Raw genomic sequence first — 17,647 nt, forward strand, 5'->3', positions numbered from 1 at the left:
TTATTTCAAAATAGAAATATGGATACCGCACTGGTATGGTTTAGAAATAATCTACGCGTACAGGATAATAGCTCACTGACACACGCAATTGCTTCAGGCAAGCGTATTATTGGGCTATATTGTTTTGACCCTAAACAATTTCAAATTGGCGATTTTGGGTTTAAAAAAACGGAGAAATATCGCGCTCAATTCTTGATTGAGACTGTTCAGAATCTCAAAAAGAATCTCAACAATCTCAACATCACTTTGATTGTAACTCACGAACATCCAGAAGTAGCTATACCAGAACTCATAGAGCAACACGACATCTCAGAAATCTACTCTCAAAAAGAGTGGACGCATGAAGAAAATGAAGTTACCCATGCGGTCGAAGAAAAAATTAATAACGTAAAACACCACTTATACTTTGATCAGTTTCTCTTTCATCCCGAAGATATTCCTTTCGATACTTTCGGAGACATTCCTCAAGTATTCACTCAATTCCGTAAAAAATGCGAGAAAGAAAGCAGTGTCCAGCCTTTACAAGAAAAAATCGAAGCGCTTCCTTCAGAAAATCTACTCGATGAAGAAAGCGACATACCTAACTTGCAAGAGCTAGGCTTAGATACTTTTACTAAAGACCATCGCTCTGCTTTCCCATGGAACGGTGGAGAAGACGAGGCTTGGAGCCGTCTAAATGATTACTTCTGGAATACAAAAAAACTACAGTACTACAAGAAAACACGCAACGGACTCGTAGGCGAAGATTATAGCTCAAAGTTGTCTGCATGGCTGGCAAACGGATCTATATCTGCACGCCAAATTTATTGGGAGGTAAAAAAGTTTGAAAAAGAAATTATTTCAAATCAAGATACATATTGGCTCATTTTTGAATTGATATGGAGAGATTATTTTAAATACGTTTCTCTCAAACACGGGAATGACTTGTTTAAAATAGGCGGGATTCTGAATAAAGAATACGACTGGAAGCGTAATGATAAAGCCCAGCGTGAATGGATTCATGGCAATACAACATATGACTTTGTAAATGCCAATATGATAGAACTCAAAGAAACAGGATGGATGTCTAACCGTGGTCGTCAAAATGTTGCGAGCTTTTGGGCCAAAGAGCAACAGCAAGACTGGCGCGTAGGCGCTGCTTACTTTGAAAGTATCCTCATAGATTATGACGTGCATAGCAACTGGGCAAACTGGATGTACAACGCAGGTGTAGGAAACGATCCTAGAGACAGAAAATTCAACATTAAAAGGCAGCAGGAAATGTATGATGGTAATGGCAAGTTTGTAAGACTATGGACTCAAAATGAATTATTCTAAATGAGCACTTTACGACTTATTCTGGGCGATCAGCTCAACCACAAGCACTCTTGGTATCAAGAGCAATCTGACGATATCATTTACTTCATGGCAGAAATGCGCCAAGAAACAGATTATGCTACACATCATATTCAAAAAGTTGTCGCCTTTTTTAAAGCAATGCGCGAGTTTTCTGACTGGCTTACATCTCAAGGACACCGCGTGATTTATTACACCCTTGATGCTCCTGAAAACACCCAAAGCCTCACTAACAACATTGAGCAACTTATCAAGGAAAATAATATATCACTATTTGAATACCAACTTCCAGATGAATATCGGCTAGATGAAATGTTATCACGCTTTCGCGAAAGCGTAACCATCGAAGTAAAGTCATATGACACAGAGCATTTTATGACTTCTCGAACGGATCTCACTTCGTTTTTTGAAGGTAAAAAGCTCTTCACCATGGAATATTTTTACCGCATGATGCGCAAGAAATATGACGTCATGATGATAAATGATAAAGATCCCGAAGGTGGTAAGTGGAATTTTGACCATAGTAACCGTAATAAGTGGAAAGGAGATACTTTAATCCCTATTGAAAAGACTTTTGACACAAATGTCTCCTCTATTGTAAAGCTCATTGAAAGTGCTGGAGTTAAAACTATAGGACGCATAGACGAAAAGAATTTTGCATGGCCTACCAATCGTAAAGAATCACTTGAAGTGCTTGACTATTTCTGTGAGCATTTACTAGTTCATTTTGGCGATTATCAAGATGCCATGGATCCAGATCAAGCCTACTTATATCATAGCAGATTAAGCTTTGCAATGAATAGTAAGATTCTAGATCCTCAAGAAGTTATTAAAACGGTTATAAACTACTGGAGAGCACATCAAGAAGAAATAAACATTAGTCAAGTAGAAGGTTTTGTTAGGCAGATTCTAGGATGGAGAGAGTACATGCGAGGGATGTATTGGAAAGAAATGCCAGCATTTGCGACGACTAATCATCTTGAGAATCATAATCCACTACCAGATTTTTACTGGACAGGAAAGACTAAGATGAATTGTTTAAAATGCAGTGTCAACAATAGCCTAGATAACGCTTATGCACACCATATACAGCGATTAATGATTACTGGTAACTACGCTCTTCTTACTATGTGTGATCCAGCACAAGTAGATGAGTGGTATCTCGGGATTTATATTGACGCTATAGAATGGGTTGAAATCACAAACACTCGCGGAATGTCACAATGGGCAGATGGTGGTAAAATTGCAACGAAACCCTATGTTTCTAGCGGAAGTTACATCAACAAGATGTCTAATTACTGTAAAGGATGTCACTATAAGGTGAGTAAAAAGACAGGCGAAGATGCATGTCCTTTCAACTCATTATATTGGAATTTCTTGAATGAAAAACAAGAATATTTTAAAGGAAACAATCGCATGAGTATGATGCTAAGTCTTTTAAATAAAATGGATAAGAAGACATTACAAGCACATCAAGAACGCGCAGAAGACATCATTAAAAATCCATCAAATTATTAAAAGAGAGGTAAACATAGTATGGTTTAAAAGGGACTTGCGCTTGCATGACCACCTACCCTTGTACAATGCTTTGCAAGAGGGTAAGCCGCTGCTTTTACTTTACATTTTAGAACCTTCACTAGAAGCAGATCCTCACTATAGTAACCGTCACTTTAACTTTATTAAAGAGTCATTGCAAGATTTACAGCGTGAATTACAAGCATTTAATTCTAAGATTTTGATTGTTCATGATGAAGTGGTTTCTGCATTCAAAGAACTCATTAAACATTATAAAATCCACACCGTTTTCTCACATCAAGAAACAGGCTTGCGTATAACTTATGATAGAGATCTTGTTCTAGAGGCATATGCAAATGATCTAAAAATAGTGTCACTAGAAAATAAGTTTGGATGGGTAGAATTTGCAAATAATGGAGTGCAACGCAAACTTAAAAATCGTGTAGGATGGAGCGAAGACTGGGAGTGGTTTATGAAACAACCGCAGATTCCTTTTCAGCCCAAAAACAATCAATTACTATCAATAGATGATATTAATGATCTAGAAGATAATTTTAAAAAAGTCTCTTTACAAACACCTGCATCTAGTCCTTTTCAAAAGGGAGGGACGACGACAGCGATGCGTTATCTGGCGTCATTTTTGCATGATAATCGATACCTCAATTATGCAAAACATATTTCAAAGCCTAGCTTAGCTCGAAAGAGCTGTTCTAGGTTATCACCTTACATCGCTTGGGGAAATGTGAGTATACGCCAAGTGTATCAGGAGGCAAAACATTTTCGCGAAAGCTGTAAAAACAAACGCGCCATAGATGGATTTACTTCACGATTGCGATGGCAAGCACATTTCGTCCAAAAGTTTGAAATGGAGGATTCTATGGAATTTGTAAGTGTAAACAAAGGATACCATAACCTCTCAAAAAGTGTGAATGTTGAGTTTCAAAAAGCTTGGAAACAAGGTAAAACGGGATATCCACTAGTAGACGCATGTATGCGATGTCTATGTGAGACCGGCTACCTCAATTTTAGAATGCGTGCTATGACGCTATCTTTTTTTACACATAACTTATGGCAACCTTGGCAAGATGCAACCTATCACCTAGCCCAGCAGTTTCTAGATTTTGAACCAGGTATTCACTACCCTCAAATACAAATGCAAGCGGGTGAAACAGGTATAAATATGCTGCGCATATACAACCCGGTTAAGAATAGTTACGAGCATGACGAAAATGGTGAGTTTATAAAAAAATGGATTCCAGAATTGGTAAACGTACCCGTCGCATACATCCATGAACCGTGGACGATGAGTGTTCTTGAACAGCAATTTTGTAATACAGTGATAGGTGAAGATTATCCTGCACCTATAATTGACATTAAGAAAACAGCAAAGTATGCAGGAGACATATTGTGGAAGCTTAAGGATGATAATATTGTAAAGCGAGATGCGTATCGTATCTTAAGACGACACACGCTCGCAAACAGAAATAATTTTGATTAAAAGACTATGAAAAAGCAAGAAATACCAGAATTTACAGAACGCGAACTAGACCGTATTATAGAAATGGCTTGGGAAGATAGAACTACCTTTGACGCTATAGAAATGCAGTTCGGCATCAAGGAACAACTTGTAATCGAAGTGATGCGTCGTGAGATGAAGGAAAGTAGTTTCCGCATGTGGCGTAAGCGAGTACAAGGACGTAAGACCAAACATGAAGCAAAACGTGCTTATGGCATGGATGATGCCCGCTTTAAATGCAGTCGTCAAAAACAGATTACACATAACAAAATTTCAAAAAGGAGGTAATATTATACTAATTACTTTTAGGTAAGAAATCACCACTATGACAAAGAAAAAACCAGACCAGGTTGTTTATAATGAGGAGAAAGGCAAGTATGATGCTGCACTTACTCCTTATGCAACAAACTTAGGAGCGCCAGCTATTGTGACTGATGATGTAACTACATGGAAAAACTCAAACATCAGTAAGGTTAACCATCAATTTAAGACTGAATATGAGGAGTTAAAGGCGCAGTATGAGGTGATGATGAAAAAGTTTGAATATAATAATCTCATTTATGCTGCAAAGTTCTCTTTCGAACCGATTGTAGGTGCCATTTATCATCTATATCGTTCTAAAAGTGGAGAACCTTTCTTGTCTCTAATTTCGCCAGATGAATGTAATTGGGATTTTGCCGGAACCTTCGAATTAAAGGCCGATAAAATCTGGAACCGACTAGACACTCCTAAAGAGGAAGAAGAAGAAAATGAAAAATAATTTACAACAAGCAACCATAGGTGGAGGATGTTTCTGGTGTGTAGAAGCCGTTATACAACGCTTAAAAGGTATTTCTAATGTGGTTTCTGGATATGCTGGAGGGCAAGTTCCTGGACACCCTACCTATAGAGAAATTTGCTCCGGACTTACGGGACATGCAGAGGTGATACAATTTGATTTTGACCCTGCAATAATTACGTATGCAGAGATACTCACCGTATTTCTCACTACTCATGACCCTACGACCCTCAATAGACAAGGAGCAGATCGTGGGACGCAATATCGATCTGTGATTTTTTATCACAATGAAGAACAAAAAGCGCAAGCAGAACAAGTGATTCAGGTAGTACAAGAATATTATGAGGATCCTATAGTTACTGAGGTTTCAGAGCTACCTACATTTTATGATGCTACGCAGGAGCATCAAGATTACTATAATGAAAACAGACAGCAAGGATATTGCCGTGTTGTCATAGACCCCAAAGTAGCTAAGCTCAAAAAGTTTTATGAGCACTTGCTCGCTTCTTAGTACTGCTATAACAGATTAAAAAAAGCCACATTACTCATAAACATAGAGCAATGTGGCTTTTTAAGTTGTGGAGTGATTAGTGCGCTTTCGCGAAAGCGTACCTCATTATCTTTCCATATTAATCAATCTGTAAATAAGAATTGCCGTACGCTTTGTGAGCATCTCTATAGTTTTAATATTTACCGTCTCACTAGGAGTATGCGCTCCCGTTCCCATAGTCCCTAGACCATCTAGGCAAGCCACATACGCCGCTACAAACGAAGTATCTGCAGCACCGCGCTTTCCTGGATCATAAGCTGCTACAGCAGGACCTCCCATATCTTGACTCACTTGGCTTAAAATTTCTAATACCTCATAATTTTGAGGAGTAGGCTGCATTGCTGGATAACTATCTTCAAACTCAACTACGGCACTTGTATGCGGCAGATTATTTGCTACTATCTGACGCATTTTTGTACGTGCTTCCTCCTTCTGTTCTTCGGAGATAAAGCGGAGTCCTCCTTGCACATATGCTGTTTGTGCAACTACATTTCCTTTTCCAAAAATGCTTCCTTTGCTCTCCTCTGGGTTGAGCTCCATTGTGGTACCTCCCAGCATCATCCCTGGATTAAAAGATAATAATTCTGGACCTCTTACTTCATTATAGAAACCGTTGAGAATACGTGCAAGTTCAAAATTTGCTCCTGCTCCTACGCTTTCGCGAAAAATACCGCTAGAGTGCGCTCTCTTTCCAGTAACTGTTACTTTCCAGTTAGAGGATCCTCGTCTTGCCACGGTAGCATTATCAAAACCTGTAGAGGTTTCGAAACCTAAAGCGATATCTGAGTTTTTTGCTGCATCTATCAAATCTTTCCTGCTTATTGTAAGCGGCTTTCCGGTGCTTTCTTCATCTCCTGTAAAGGCTACGGTGATTTGCGCATCATCAAGTAATCCTGCTTCTCTAAGAGCCTTAAGTGCATATAGCACTACTACGTTACCACCTTTCATATCATTTGCGCCAGGACCTTTTGCAATAGAATCATTCACCATTTCAAATTGCTGAAACTCGCTATCGTCCTCAAAAACGGTATCTAGGTGTCCTATAAGAAGCAATCGCTTGCCTTTTTTTCCTTCTGTATTAGCAAATAGATGCCCTGCTCTATTCATCTCGGCAGGCATATCAATCCAATTTGTAGTAAAACCTATATCTGTAAATGACGCAGAGAATACATCGCCCACTTCTTTCACGCCTTTTGTATTGAGGGTACCACTATTAATATTTACCACGTTTTCGAGAAATTCAATACTTTCCTCTGTATGTGTTTCTACAAGGCTTATAATTTGTAGCTCCTCTTTTGACAATTGTTGTGTAGAAGATTGCGCATGGAGTGTTCCAGTTTTTGCGCAAGCAATCATTAAACTGATTACAATTAGAAATAATATCTGATGGCTCTTCATAGGTTTTTATAATTAAGAGGTGATTATCTCAAAGATAATCAATGCTCAATAATTGAATTCTTGCGTTATTTTTCTTTTTTTTCAAATGGAGGGTAGGAGTTTTTATAATTGGACGGTTATATAACAAAGAATTGATCCTACTAAAAACAATGTTCCCCCACTTTTTTGGATTAGTGAAAACTACATTTGAGTACAATTTCAAAAAAAAGTTGAAAAAACCTTGAGAAATAATTTTCTTGAGGTTTTCTCTTTTTAATTGCTCTTTTGTTTGAAAACACTTGATTCTGAACACATAAGAATCACGACGATTTTATAAGCTCAAGAAAAGCATTACTCATAGTGACGCATGATGAAAAAAAAGTCAAAAAAAAGTCAAAAAAATGCTTGATTTTTTTGGACGAGTGTAAAAAAGTTTTATATTTGCATCCGCTTACAAAAAGTAACACTCCTCAATAGCTCAGTTGGTTAGAGCATCTGACTGTTAATCAGAGGGTCCTAAGTTCGAGTCTTAGTTGAGGAGCTAGTAAGTAAAAGCCATACAGTCCGTATGGCTTTTTTTTGTGCCCTATTTTAAATTTGTTAAATGACAAGTATTAATAAATGCTCACTATATTAATTCCGCAAAAGAACTAGCTTGCAGCATAGCACATCCAACCTCTCAAGGAAATTAGAGCGGTTTTACCGCATCATCCGCCCTGCCGAAAGCAGCTTACTAGAAATATTAAAAAAGATAACCAAGAGCTCTTGTAATTGCTAACACAATACTCACCCAAATACTTAAAGAGTATATCAAGAGTTGTCGTGAAAATCGGGAAACTATAAAGAGAGTTTTATTTCTAGTCTAAGCATCTAAGATTGCTCTAAAACAAAAAAAGCCTTTCCTACAGGAAAAGCTCTTCATCGGATTCAACTACAAATCCTACCACATGTGATGTGGCCAACACAACATCGTTAAAAGTAATCAATTACTTCTATAAACCAAAAAAAGCCCACGGACTGTGAGCTTTTTGTTGCGGTCTGGACGGGACTCGAACCCGCGACCCCCTGCGTGACAGGCAGATATTCTAACCAGCTGAACTACCAGACCGTTACTCCACTTTTTGAGACTTTGAGTATGTCTTAAATTTTTCAGTTTTTCAATCTCTAACTTTTTAATTAGAGAAGCAACATTGCTTTTGCTTCGTTGCGGGTGCAAATATACACTCGTTTTTTGATTACACAAACAAAAAATTAAAATTTTTAAATAAATTTTTGACGCTCCACTAAAAACGTGGTGAGTATAGGTGCAAAACCTTTTTCAATCACCGCTGGAATATACTTGATACGATACTGAGCACAACGTAGTTGCAAGTTTTTAAAGTACGTTTCTACCGCGCTTGTATAAATATCTCTAATATTATCTGCATATAAATTAATTGATGATCCACTCTCTACATCTACAAATTTACGCGGGCTATTATCAAATTTAAAGTCATATTCCTTCTCTTGGCTATACGTATGAAAAAGAATCACCTCGTGTTTATTGTATTTAAGATGTTGCAACGCTTCAAATAATTGTTCTTGCTCTACATCATCTTGTAACATGTCTGAAAATAAAAACACCAAAGATCTACGTTTTAGCTTTTCGGCAATGAGATGTAAGTGTTTGTATGTGGCTGTTTTCTTTTCTGCCTTTGCAAGAGCTGGATCTAGCACACCATTTAATTGATCTAATAACATGTGGTGATGCCTATCACTTCCCTTCTCTCCCGTGTAGAATTCATAGTCGTCACTGTAAATACTCATTCCCACAGCATCACGCTGCTTTTTCATAAGATTCATAATCGCGGCACTCGCAAGTGTAGAGAAGCTTATCTTATTAAGATTTAAAACGCTGTGCTCCTTTACAGCGGGATAATGCATAGAACTACTATTGTCTAATATAAGATGGCAGCGTAGATTAGTTTCTTCCTCATAGCGCTTTGCATACAGTCTATCAGTCTTGGCATAAAGTTTCCAGTCTATATGTTTTGTGCTCTCTCCAGGATTATAGATTTTATGCTCTGCAAACTCTGCCGAAAATCCATGAAACGGACTTTTATGCATCCCAGAAATAAAACCTTCTACTACCTGACGCGCCAGCAACTCTAAGTTACCGAAGCCCGAAGTTTTGTTAAGTTCTGATTTGATATCCATTATGGGTACAATTTAAGGAGGTAAGATATATGTTTTGATACATTAAACACAAAGTGCGGAATAAATTCCGCACTTTGTGTTACTCATAAAATTATAAAGGAAATTATCCTTCATAAACACCATCTGCAATCCCGTAAGCTACAGACTCCTCTGCACCCATCCAGTGATCACGCTGGAAATCTTTCATTATTTTTTCAAAAGTTTGACCACAATTATCCGCAAGGATTTGCGCGCTCAATTCTTTTGTTTTTACGATTTCTTGTGCTGTAATCTCAATATCAGAAGCTTGACCACGTGCTCCACCAGATGGCTGGTGTATCATTACACGTGCGTGTGGCTGTATAAAACGACGCCCTTTCTCACCTACAGATAGTAGTAATGAACCCATACTTGCCGCTAGACCTGTACAGATAGTAGAAACTGGACTTTTAATCATTTTAATAGTGTCATACATTGCAAAACCAGATGTTACATAACCTCCTGGGCTATTAATAAACAGTTGGATCTCACCATGACCTTGTGCATCTAGGTATAAAAGACGATCTATTACGTGCTTTGCACTTTTATCATCTACCATTCCCCAGAGGAATATCTTTCTATCATCAAGCAACTGACTGTCAATTGCGTCTTGTACTTTCATTTTCTTTTCCATAAACATATGCCGCGATTACGGCTATTTATCGTTCCTACCTAAACAGAAACCTCATCATTTTTTTCTTATTGTACTCTTGACTGCTACATGGAGCATTATTTTGCTTTCGCGAAAGAGTACTCTAGTAACAGCGCTCTAAAAATACAAAAAGGCTTGGCACAGTGCCAAACCTTTCTGATAATCTTATAAAAAGCTTGGGCTTATAAAAGTCCGTCGATAGCTTCTGTGTAAGTTGCCTTAGGGGCAACGCCTACTTGACGCCCTACTACCTCACCGTTCTTAAACATAAGAACTGTAGGGATGTTACGTACTCCGTATTTTGCTGCAAATTCTTGGTTTGCATCTACGTCTACTTTACCTATTACGGCTTTACCTTCGTATTCTCCTGCGATCTCCTCGATAACTGGTCCTACCATACGGCAAGGTCCACACCAAGCAGCCCAAAAGTCTACTAATACAGGCTTATCGCTGTTTAATACTTGCTCTTCAAATGTCGCATCTGTGATTTCTAATGCCATAACTATATATTTTAATTGTAATTCTATTTAATTGAACTATGCAAACTTAGTCAATAATTAATCCAAACCTTACAACGCTTATATCAGCTTTGATTATAGCGTCATTGTGACAGTTTATCATGAGCTACTTGACAGTATAACACATCCTATCGCCTGTTACCAAAAACTTGCAAAGCAAAGTATAACAAGGTTGCTAGTGATCCTATAGCGGCAACAAGATATGTTCTTGCAGCCCACTTTAACGCATCTTCTGCTCCATCATACTCTTGTGGTGTTACCATATTTTCTGCCTTAAGCCATGCTAAAGCACGGTTACTTGCGTCATACTCTACTGGCAAAGTGATGAGACTAAATATAGTTCCCATTGCGTATAGTGCAAGACCTATAATTGCCACAGTACCACCTATTGCGGTAGAAGCCATTAATGCGACACCACCCATAATAACCCACATACTCATTTTTGAAGCTATGTTTACTATAGGTACAAGCTTAGATCTCATTTGCAACCAACTATAAGCCGTAGCGTGCTGTACAGCATGACCTACTTCATGTGCAGCAACCGCTGCTGCCGAAGCATTACGTTGTCCATAAACTACATCACTAAGATTTACCGTCTTATCTCTAGGGTTATAGTGATCTGTAAGTTGGCCAGCTACAGAAATTACTTTTACATCTGTAATTCCATTATCGGCTAGCATTTTTTCGGCAATCTCTGCTCCAGACATCCCGTTGCGCAGCTGCACTTCTGAATAATGTTTAAATTTACTCTTGAGCTTGTTGCTTACTAGCATACTCACAAGCCCGATAGCTCCTACAATAATATAGTAGCCCATATATCCTCCTAACATAGTCGTTTATTTTAAAGTTGTTTTAGGTTTCTAAAGTTACAAAAGTATTGTGCACAAATTAAGCCAAGATTACAATTCATCTATTTACCATCAAGAACCCTAAATACTCGTTGTAATAACAACTACATAAGATTATGGAATACATATGTTGTTTTTAAAAGTTCGCTTTCGCGAAAGCGTAACCCACAACCTATATCGCTAGCGGAACATATGGCACGTCAAAAACCTCCGAAATTTCTTGATACACGACATCACCTCCTACGATATTAACTCCTTTTTTAAGAGTAGTATCTTTAAGACATGCAGCTTTCCAACCTTGATCTGCAATCTTTAATACATAAGGAAGGGTGACATTGGTAAGTGCTACGGTGGAAGTATAAGGCACTGCACCAGGCATATTTGCCACGCAATAATGCACCACATCATCTATAATAAAGACTGGGTCTTCGTGCGTAGTAGGTTTTGAGGTTTCCACGCAGCCACCTTGATCTACAGCAACATCTACAATTACGGTACCTGGACGCATCTCCTTGAGCATGTCTCGAGTAATAAGTTTTGGCGCTTTTGCGCCAGGAATAAGAACACCACCTATAACAAGGTCGTGCGTTTTTATATGTTTACGGATATTAAATTCATTTGAAAACTCTGTCACCACGTGTGGCGGCATGATGTCATTTACATGACGTAGTCGCTTCATGCTAATATCAAGAATGGTTACATGAGCACCTAGTCCCGCAGCCATTTTTGCTGCTTGAATTCCTACCACTCCTGCTCCTAAGACTAACACCTTACCAGGACTCACTCCAGGAACTCCACCTAGAAGTACGCCTCGCCCTTTTACAGGCTTCTCAAGATATCGCGCTCCCTGCTGTATAGACATACGACCAGCTACTTCGCTCATAGGAGTAAGCAACGGGAGCGATCGGTCTTCTTCTTCAACCGTTTCGTAAGCTATACATATAGATTTACTCGCAATCATCGCTCTGGTGAGCGGCTCACTAGAGGCAAAGTGAAAATAAGTAAATACGATTTGATCTTTCTTAATGAGCTTATATTCTGGCTCGATAGGCTCTTTTACCTTCACAATCATCTCTGCGCTTGCATAGATTTCCTCAATCGTATCAAGGATTGTTGCACCCGCATCTATATAATGTTGATCTATAAAACCGCTATTGAAACCAGCTCCTTTTTGAAGATGTACACTATGACCTCTCTTTACGAGTTCATAGACTCCGCCAGGTGTGATACCCACCCTGTTTTCATTGTTTTTAATCTCTGTAGGAACACCTATTACCATTGCTTAAATTTTGGCTTGAAGGTAACAGAAACATCAAAAACTGCTGATTATAAAATATTAAAAATCAGGGGCTCTCATAATGATATCATTAAAAATACCTGTGGATTTCTAGCAATCTGAAAATGCTATTTTTTGTCGTATTTGATTTTAAAATAGAGTAGTAAGAAAGAAGAGACCACAGTAATAGCATTTGCTAATATGATGGCGAGACTTTCTTTAAGAACACCATAAACGAGCCAGAATACAATCCCTATAAAAAACATACTAAACATAGGAAGACTCAAACCAGAGACATCCTTAGTTTTCCAGGTTTGATACACCTGAGGCAAGAAAGCCGCCGTAGTAAGTGTGGCTGCAACCAGACCTATAATTTCTATGTTATCAATTCCTGCCATAGCAACAACGTATTATTAATGTAATTACAAAACAAAAGCCTGCTCGTGAGCTATTAGAACACAAGCAAGCTTTATATTTTAACTAGGTGTTACCCCACTATATTTACAATCTTACCTGGCACGATAATCACCTTCTTAGGTGTGCGACCATCTAGATACATTTGAGTTTTCTCATTTGCCATGACTACTTTTTCTATCTCATCTTTAGATAGATCAAGTGGTAATTCTAAGGTAAACTTCATCTTCCCATTAAAGGAAATAGGATAGTTCTTTGCACTCTCTACTAGATGACTTGCATCAAAAATTGGAAAAGCAGCCTCAGAAATGCTTTCTGAGTGACCAAGCTTGTTCCATAATTCCTCTGCGATATGCGGAGCATAAGGAGCGATGAGTATTACCAGAGACTCAAGCACTTCACGAGAAGTACACTTTTGAGCTCCTAGCTCATTTACAGCAATCATAAATGTAGATACAGACGTGTTGAAACTAAAGTTCTCTATATCTTCTTCTACCTTTTTAATTGTTTTGTGAAGTGTTTTAAGGCTGTCTTTACTTGGCGCCTCATCAGTTATATTAAAAGCTTCGTCTACTCCATTATGGTAAAGCTTCCAGAATTTCTTTAAAAAGTTATGTACTCCCGTAATTCCTGCCGTGTTCCAAGGTTTTGCTTGCTCAAGCGGCCCTAAGAACATCTCGTACATACGTAATGTGTCTGCTCCGTACTGCTCACAGATTTGATCTGGATTTACGACGTTGTATTTAGACTTGGACATTTTTTCAACCTCGCGACCTACTTTGTAAACGCCATCTTCTAAGATAAACTCAGCGTTTTTAAATTCTGGTCGCCAGTTTTTAAAAGCTTCTACATCTAACTCATCTGATGCGTTAACAAATTCCACGGGTGCATGTACCAAATGAACATGATTTAAACTAGGATTGAAATTAACTAGCTTATTTCCAAATATCTTCTTTAATTCTTCGAGTTGGTTTTTCTTGAAATTCTCAAAAGCAGACTTATCTTCCTTGAGAGAATCTAATGTACTCTTAGAAATAAAAAGAGGATGATTTTTAACTAAATCAATAAAATCTTCACCCTTTCCATCAAAACCTAATAAGCCAGTCGCGTCTAATCTATACACAAAAGCACTCGTCCCCAAAATCATCCCTTGATTGATCATTTTTTGGAACGGCTCATCTACACCTACGTGTCCTCTATCTTTTAAGAACTTCACCCAGAAACGTGAGTACAATAAGTGCCCAGTTCCATGCTCAGATCCTCCTATATATAAATCTACATTACCCCAGTAATCCATTGCTTTCTTTGAAGCAAAGACTTCATCACGCTGTGCTTTCTCCATATATCTAAAGAAATACCAGCTACTTCCTGCCCATCCTGGCATGGTGTTGAGTTCTAGCGGGTAAATTCCATTATCCTCGGAGTTCTCGACTGCGCTCGAACGGACAAGGTCGTTAGATACTACTTTGTTATTCTTGGTATCCCATGCCCATACATCTGCACGGCCTAATGGTGGTTCACCTTCTTCTGTAGGTAGGTATTTTTCTACTTCTGGAAGTTTGATAGGTAAATGAGCAACGTCAATCATCTTTGGGATTCCGTTCTCATAATACACTGGAAAAGGCTCTCCCCAATAACGTTGACGGCTAAAGACCGCATCACGCAATCTATAATTTGTTTTACCAGCTCCTGCGCCTATTTTTTCTAACTCGTAAATCGCAAGTTTAACGGCTTTCTTATATTTTAATCCGTTTAAGAAATCTGAATTTGTGATGACCGTAGTTGCCTTGTCTGAAAAAGCTTCTTCTGAGATATCTACGCCTTCAAAAACATTAGGAATTGCTATGTCAAATTTCTTAGCAAAGTCATAATCACGTTGATCACCACAAGGAACTGCCATCACGGCTCCTGTTCCATAACCAGCAAGCACATAATCACCTATCCATACTGGGATAGGTTCCTTTGTAAAAGGATGCTCTGCATAAGCTCCAGTAAATACACCAGAGATGGTTTTTACATCTGCCATACGCTCACGCTCAGAACGCTTTGCTGTTTTTTCAATGTATGCTTCTACTGCTTCTTTTTGTTCTGGAGTTGTGATCTGAGCCACTAACTCATGCTCTGGAGCCAATGTCATGAAGGACACTCCAAAAATAGTATCAGGGCGTGTCGTAAAGACATCAATCCCCCTAGCCCCCGAAGGGGGAACAATTTTATTATTCAATTCGGTTGTAATCGTCTCAAGAACCTGTTCCAGATTTGCTAAAACTTCCTCATTTCTAAATCTCAATACGGTATACCCTAAGTCTTCTAAAATAGCCGTTCTTTCTTCATCTTGATCTACTTGTGTATCATGAATACCTCCATCAACCTCAATGATTAACTTTTTTGAAAGACACACAAAATCAGGGATAAATGCATCAATAGGATGCTGTCTTCTAAATTTATCACCAAGATTCTTACTTTTTAATGATTCCCATAAGGCTGCTTCTGCAGGAGTGGGATTCTCTCTCATCTCCTTTGCTCTCTCTAAGAGTAACGCCGCATTATTCCCTCCGGTCAAGTATCCCGCTCGAGTTCCCCCTTTGGGGGCTAGGGGGAATGTAACCATCGCTCCAACAGATTTCCCTATCCAGTTGCGCTGTGTTTCTTTTATTGATTCGCTCCAGTCTATTCCTTCAAGTCCTTGTATTAAACGCTCTGCATAAGCAGAGATTCGCATAGACCACTGTGTCATTTTCTTACGTATCACCGTGTGACCACCACGCTCAGAAACGCCGTTTACAATCTCATCATTTGCAAGTACGGTTCCAAGTGCTGGACACCAGTTTACTTCCGTTTCGGCAAGATAGGTCAGGCGATATTGTAATAATATATCTTGTTGTTCTTTTTCTGTAAACGCATTCCACTGCTCTGCAGTGAATGGTGTGATATTATCATCACAAGCAGCGTTTACCTCTGCATTTCCAGTTTTCGCGAAAGCGGAAACCAACGTTTCTATCGCCTCTGCTTTATCTGTATCCTTATTATACCATGAGTTAAAAAGCTCTGTAAAAATCCACTGCGTCCATTTATAGTACTCAGGATTTGAGGTACGCACCTCACGACTCCAATCAAAAGAAAAGCCAATTTTATCCAGCTGTTTTCTATAACCGGCAATCACATTACCTTGGTTATCTACACCACCCTCAATATTGACCTTTGTAGTCACAGCAGGATGCTGCCCTGTCTGGATTGCATATTGCTCTGCAGGCAATCCAAAAGAATCATATCCCTGTGGATGCAGCACATTAAACCCCTTTAAACGCTTGTAACGCGAGTACACATCACTAGCAATATACCCAAGCGGGTGTCCCACATGAAGCCCTGCACCAGAAGGATAAGGAAACATATCAAGCACATAATATTTAGGCTTGTCACTGCTATTTGACGCGTGAAAAGTGCCTTTATCTGCCCAGTATTGTTGCCATCTGGCTTCTATCTCGTTAAAGTGGTATTTCATGGTATATGTATTATTTATACGCTTTCGCGAAAGCGTGCTCATCCTAATTTAAGGGGGCAAATTTACAATTAATTATGGGGAATTAGATAGTAGCCAATGACATGCTTTGGTTATCATTATAATGCGCACTCTAGCGTGCTTACTGCAATGTGATTTCTCGTCGCTACGCGCTGTCGAAATGACTATTGTCTTGCCTGTTGTTCTTGCGGCAATAACAACTCATAAATCATCTCGTTTATTGGTGTAGGCACTCCGAGTCTTTTGCCTTCCTTCACGATATAACCATTAAAGTTTTCTAGTTCGCTAGGTTTTCCTGCCATGATATCGCGTTGTGTCGAAGCTGTGGTCTCATGCGCTTGCTTGCTAATGGCTTCAAACATATTTTCAATTGTTTTCTCTGGGAGTATAATTCCTTTTGCTTTTGCCACCTCAAATACTTCTTGCGCGGTTTTGCGCATCAATTCTTTTATATATGGCTGCTCTCTCATCACTCCTATAGGAACTCTTGTTAGTCCGCCTATAGCACTTATGGTTGTTATAAAAAGGAATTTTTGCCAGATGGCTACTTGAATATTATCTGGTACAGCTGCGTTAATTCCTGCATCTGTAAATACAGACAACATCCTTTCTAAACGTTCCGTCTTACTATTATCCTGCTCACCAAATAATATTGCGGGTGCTATATCTGGATTAGAAATCACTCCTGGTGCTTCTATAAAACTTATCATACGGCAAAGTCCTGCCAGTACTTGTGACTTAGGCACCACCGCATTAAGGACCTCCACATTGCTTGCTCCGTTTTGTAAAGGCAGATATAATGTATTTTCATCACAATATTGCAATATGTCTTTTACAGTCCTCTCTATTTGATATGACTTCACTCCAAAGATGACTAGGTCTGGCGTTTCAATCTTACTAAGATCATCTGTTGCCAGATACGGAGTCGCTTTAAAGTTTCCTGTTATGCTTTTTACCTCAATACCGTTTTCTTGTATGGCTGTAAGGTGTGCTCCTCTAGCAATCATGGTCACTTTATTTCCAGTAAGTGCGAGTTTCCCTCCAAAGAATCCTCCCACGCCACCGGCTCCGTAAATCAAAATATGCATCGTTTTTATAATTTTATAAGAACTAGAAAATGCTAGTCAGCTTAAA

General features: G+C 38.8%; 15 protein-coding genes and 2 tRNA genes. 7 read left to right on the forward strand and 10 right to left on the reverse strand.

Annotated features, from left to right (window positions below; translation table 11 throughout):
• The first annotated feature begins 18 nt into the window (after positions 1–18).
• Genes DCS32_RS05135 through msrA form a run of 6 tightly spaced genes read left to right on the forward strand, consistent with a single transcriptional unit; the run spans position 19 to position 5,655 of the window.
• Positions 19–1,317 (forward strand): DASH family cryptochrome, encoded by a 1,299-nt coding sequence (locus DCS32_RS05135; RefSeq protein ID WP_108877291.1) that lies wholly within the window; start codon positions 19–21, stop codon positions 1,315–1,317.
• On the forward strand, positions 1,318–2,853 hold the full coding sequence (locus DCS32_RS05140) for a cryptochrome/photolyase family protein (RefSeq protein WP_108877292.1): 1,536 nt from the start codon (positions 1,318–1,320) through the stop codon (positions 2,851–2,853). It abuts the gene before it with no gap.
• The gene (locus DCS32_RS05145) at positions 2,807–4,348 is read left to right on the forward strand and encodes a cryptochrome/deoxyribodipyrimidine photo-lyase family protein (protein WP_108877293.1); all 1,542 of its coding nucleotides are present in this window, start codon (positions 2,807–2,809) and stop codon (positions 4,346–4,348) included. Before DCS32_RS05140 ends, DCS32_RS05145 begins: the two co-directional genes overlap by 47 nt.
• Before the next feature lie 6 nt (positions 4,349–4,354).
• Positions 4,355–4,654, forward strand: coding sequence for a TIGR03643 family protein (locus DCS32_RS05150; protein ID WP_108877294.1), 300 nt, complete (start codon positions 4,355–4,357; stop codon positions 4,652–4,654).
• Positions 4,655–4,691: 37 nt separating this feature from the next.
• Positions 4,692–5,126, forward strand: coding sequence for a DUF2452 domain-containing protein (locus DCS32_RS05155; RefSeq protein ID WP_108877295.1), 435 nt, complete (start codon positions 4,692–4,694; stop codon positions 5,124–5,126).
• Complete coding sequence (gene msrA, locus DCS32_RS05160; RefSeq protein WP_108877296.1) at positions 5,116–5,655, forward strand: peptide-methionine (S)-S-oxide reductase MsrA; 540 nt, start codon at positions 5,116–5,118, stop codon at positions 5,653–5,655. Before DCS32_RS05155 ends, msrA begins: the two co-directional genes overlap by 11 nt.
• Positions 5,656–5,760: 105 nt before the next feature.
• On the opposite strand, the gene DCS32_RS05165 is transcribed toward msrA, so the two are convergent.
• Positions 5,761–7,092, reverse strand: coding sequence for a M20/M25/M40 family metallo-hydrolase (locus DCS32_RS05165; protein ID WP_108877297.1), 1,332 nt, complete (start codon positions 7,090–7,092; stop codon positions 5,761–5,763).
• 446 nt (positions 7,093–7,538) lie between these two features.
• Here DCS32_RS05165 and DCS32_RS05170 point away from each other — a divergent pair.
• A tRNA-Asn gene (locus DCS32_RS05170) sits at positions 7,539–7,612 on the forward strand.
• Positions 7,613–8,105: 493 nt separating this feature from the next.
• Here DCS32_RS05170 and DCS32_RS05175 read toward each other — a convergent pair.
• The 9 genes from DCS32_RS05175 to DCS32_RS05215 form a co-directional block, all read right to left on the reverse strand.
• Positions 8,106–8,179: transfer RNA gene (locus DCS32_RS05175), tRNA-Asp, on the reverse strand.
• A 152-nt stretch (positions 8,180–8,331) separates the two neighbouring features.
• A complete protein-coding gene (locus DCS32_RS05180; RefSeq protein WP_108877298.1) occupies positions 8,332–9,267 on the reverse strand; it encodes a DUF58 domain-containing protein in 936 nt (311 codons plus the stop codon).
• 103 nt (positions 9,268–9,370) lie between these two features.
• Positions 9,371–9,919 carry a ClpP family protease gene (locus DCS32_RS05185; RefSeq protein WP_035338043.1) on the reverse strand — a complete coding sequence of 183 codons (549 nt, stop codon included), beginning with the start codon at positions 9,917–9,919 and terminating at the stop codon, positions 9,371–9,373.
• Between the two features lie 200 nt (positions 9,920–10,119).
• Positions 10,120–10,437: a thioredoxin gene (gene trxA, locus DCS32_RS05190; protein WP_013750844.1), complete on the reverse strand. Its 318-nt coding sequence runs from the start codon at positions 10,435–10,437 to the stop codon at positions 10,120–10,122.
• Positions 10,438–10,583: 146 nt separating this feature from the next.
• Positions 10,584–11,285 (reverse strand): zinc metallopeptidase, encoded by a 702-nt coding sequence (locus tag DCS32_RS05195; RefSeq protein WP_013750843.1) that lies wholly within the window; start codon positions 11,283–11,285, stop codon positions 10,584–10,586.
• A 190-nt stretch (positions 11,286–11,475) separates the two neighbouring features.
• Entirely contained in the window at positions 11,476–12,582 is a 1,107-nt protein-coding gene (gene ald, locus DCS32_RS05200) for an alanine dehydrogenase (protein WP_108877299.1), read from the reverse strand.
• 125 nt (positions 12,583–12,707) lie between these two features.
• Entirely contained in the window at positions 12,708–12,977 is a 270-nt protein-coding gene (locus DCS32_RS05205; protein WP_204161802.1) for a SemiSWEET family sugar transporter, read from the reverse strand.
• A gap of 89 nt (positions 12,978–13,066) precedes the next feature.
• A complete protein-coding gene (locus DCS32_RS05210; protein WP_108877300.1) occupies positions 13,067–16,495 on the reverse strand; it encodes a leucine--tRNA ligase in 3,429 nt (1,142 codons plus the stop codon).
• A 182-nt stretch (positions 16,496–16,677) separates the two neighbouring features.
• Positions 16,678–17,601: a ketopantoate reductase family protein gene (locus DCS32_RS05215; protein ID WP_108877301.1), complete on the reverse strand. Its 924-nt coding sequence runs from the start codon at positions 17,599–17,601 to the stop codon at positions 16,678–16,680.
• Positions 17,602–17,647 lie beyond the last annotated feature (46 nt).

Source organism: Dokdonia sp. Dokd-P16 (assembly GCF_003095655.1).
In the GTDB taxonomy this organism is placed as follows: domain Bacteria; phylum Bacteroidota; class Bacteroidia; order Flavobacteriales; family Flavobacteriaceae; genus Dokdonia.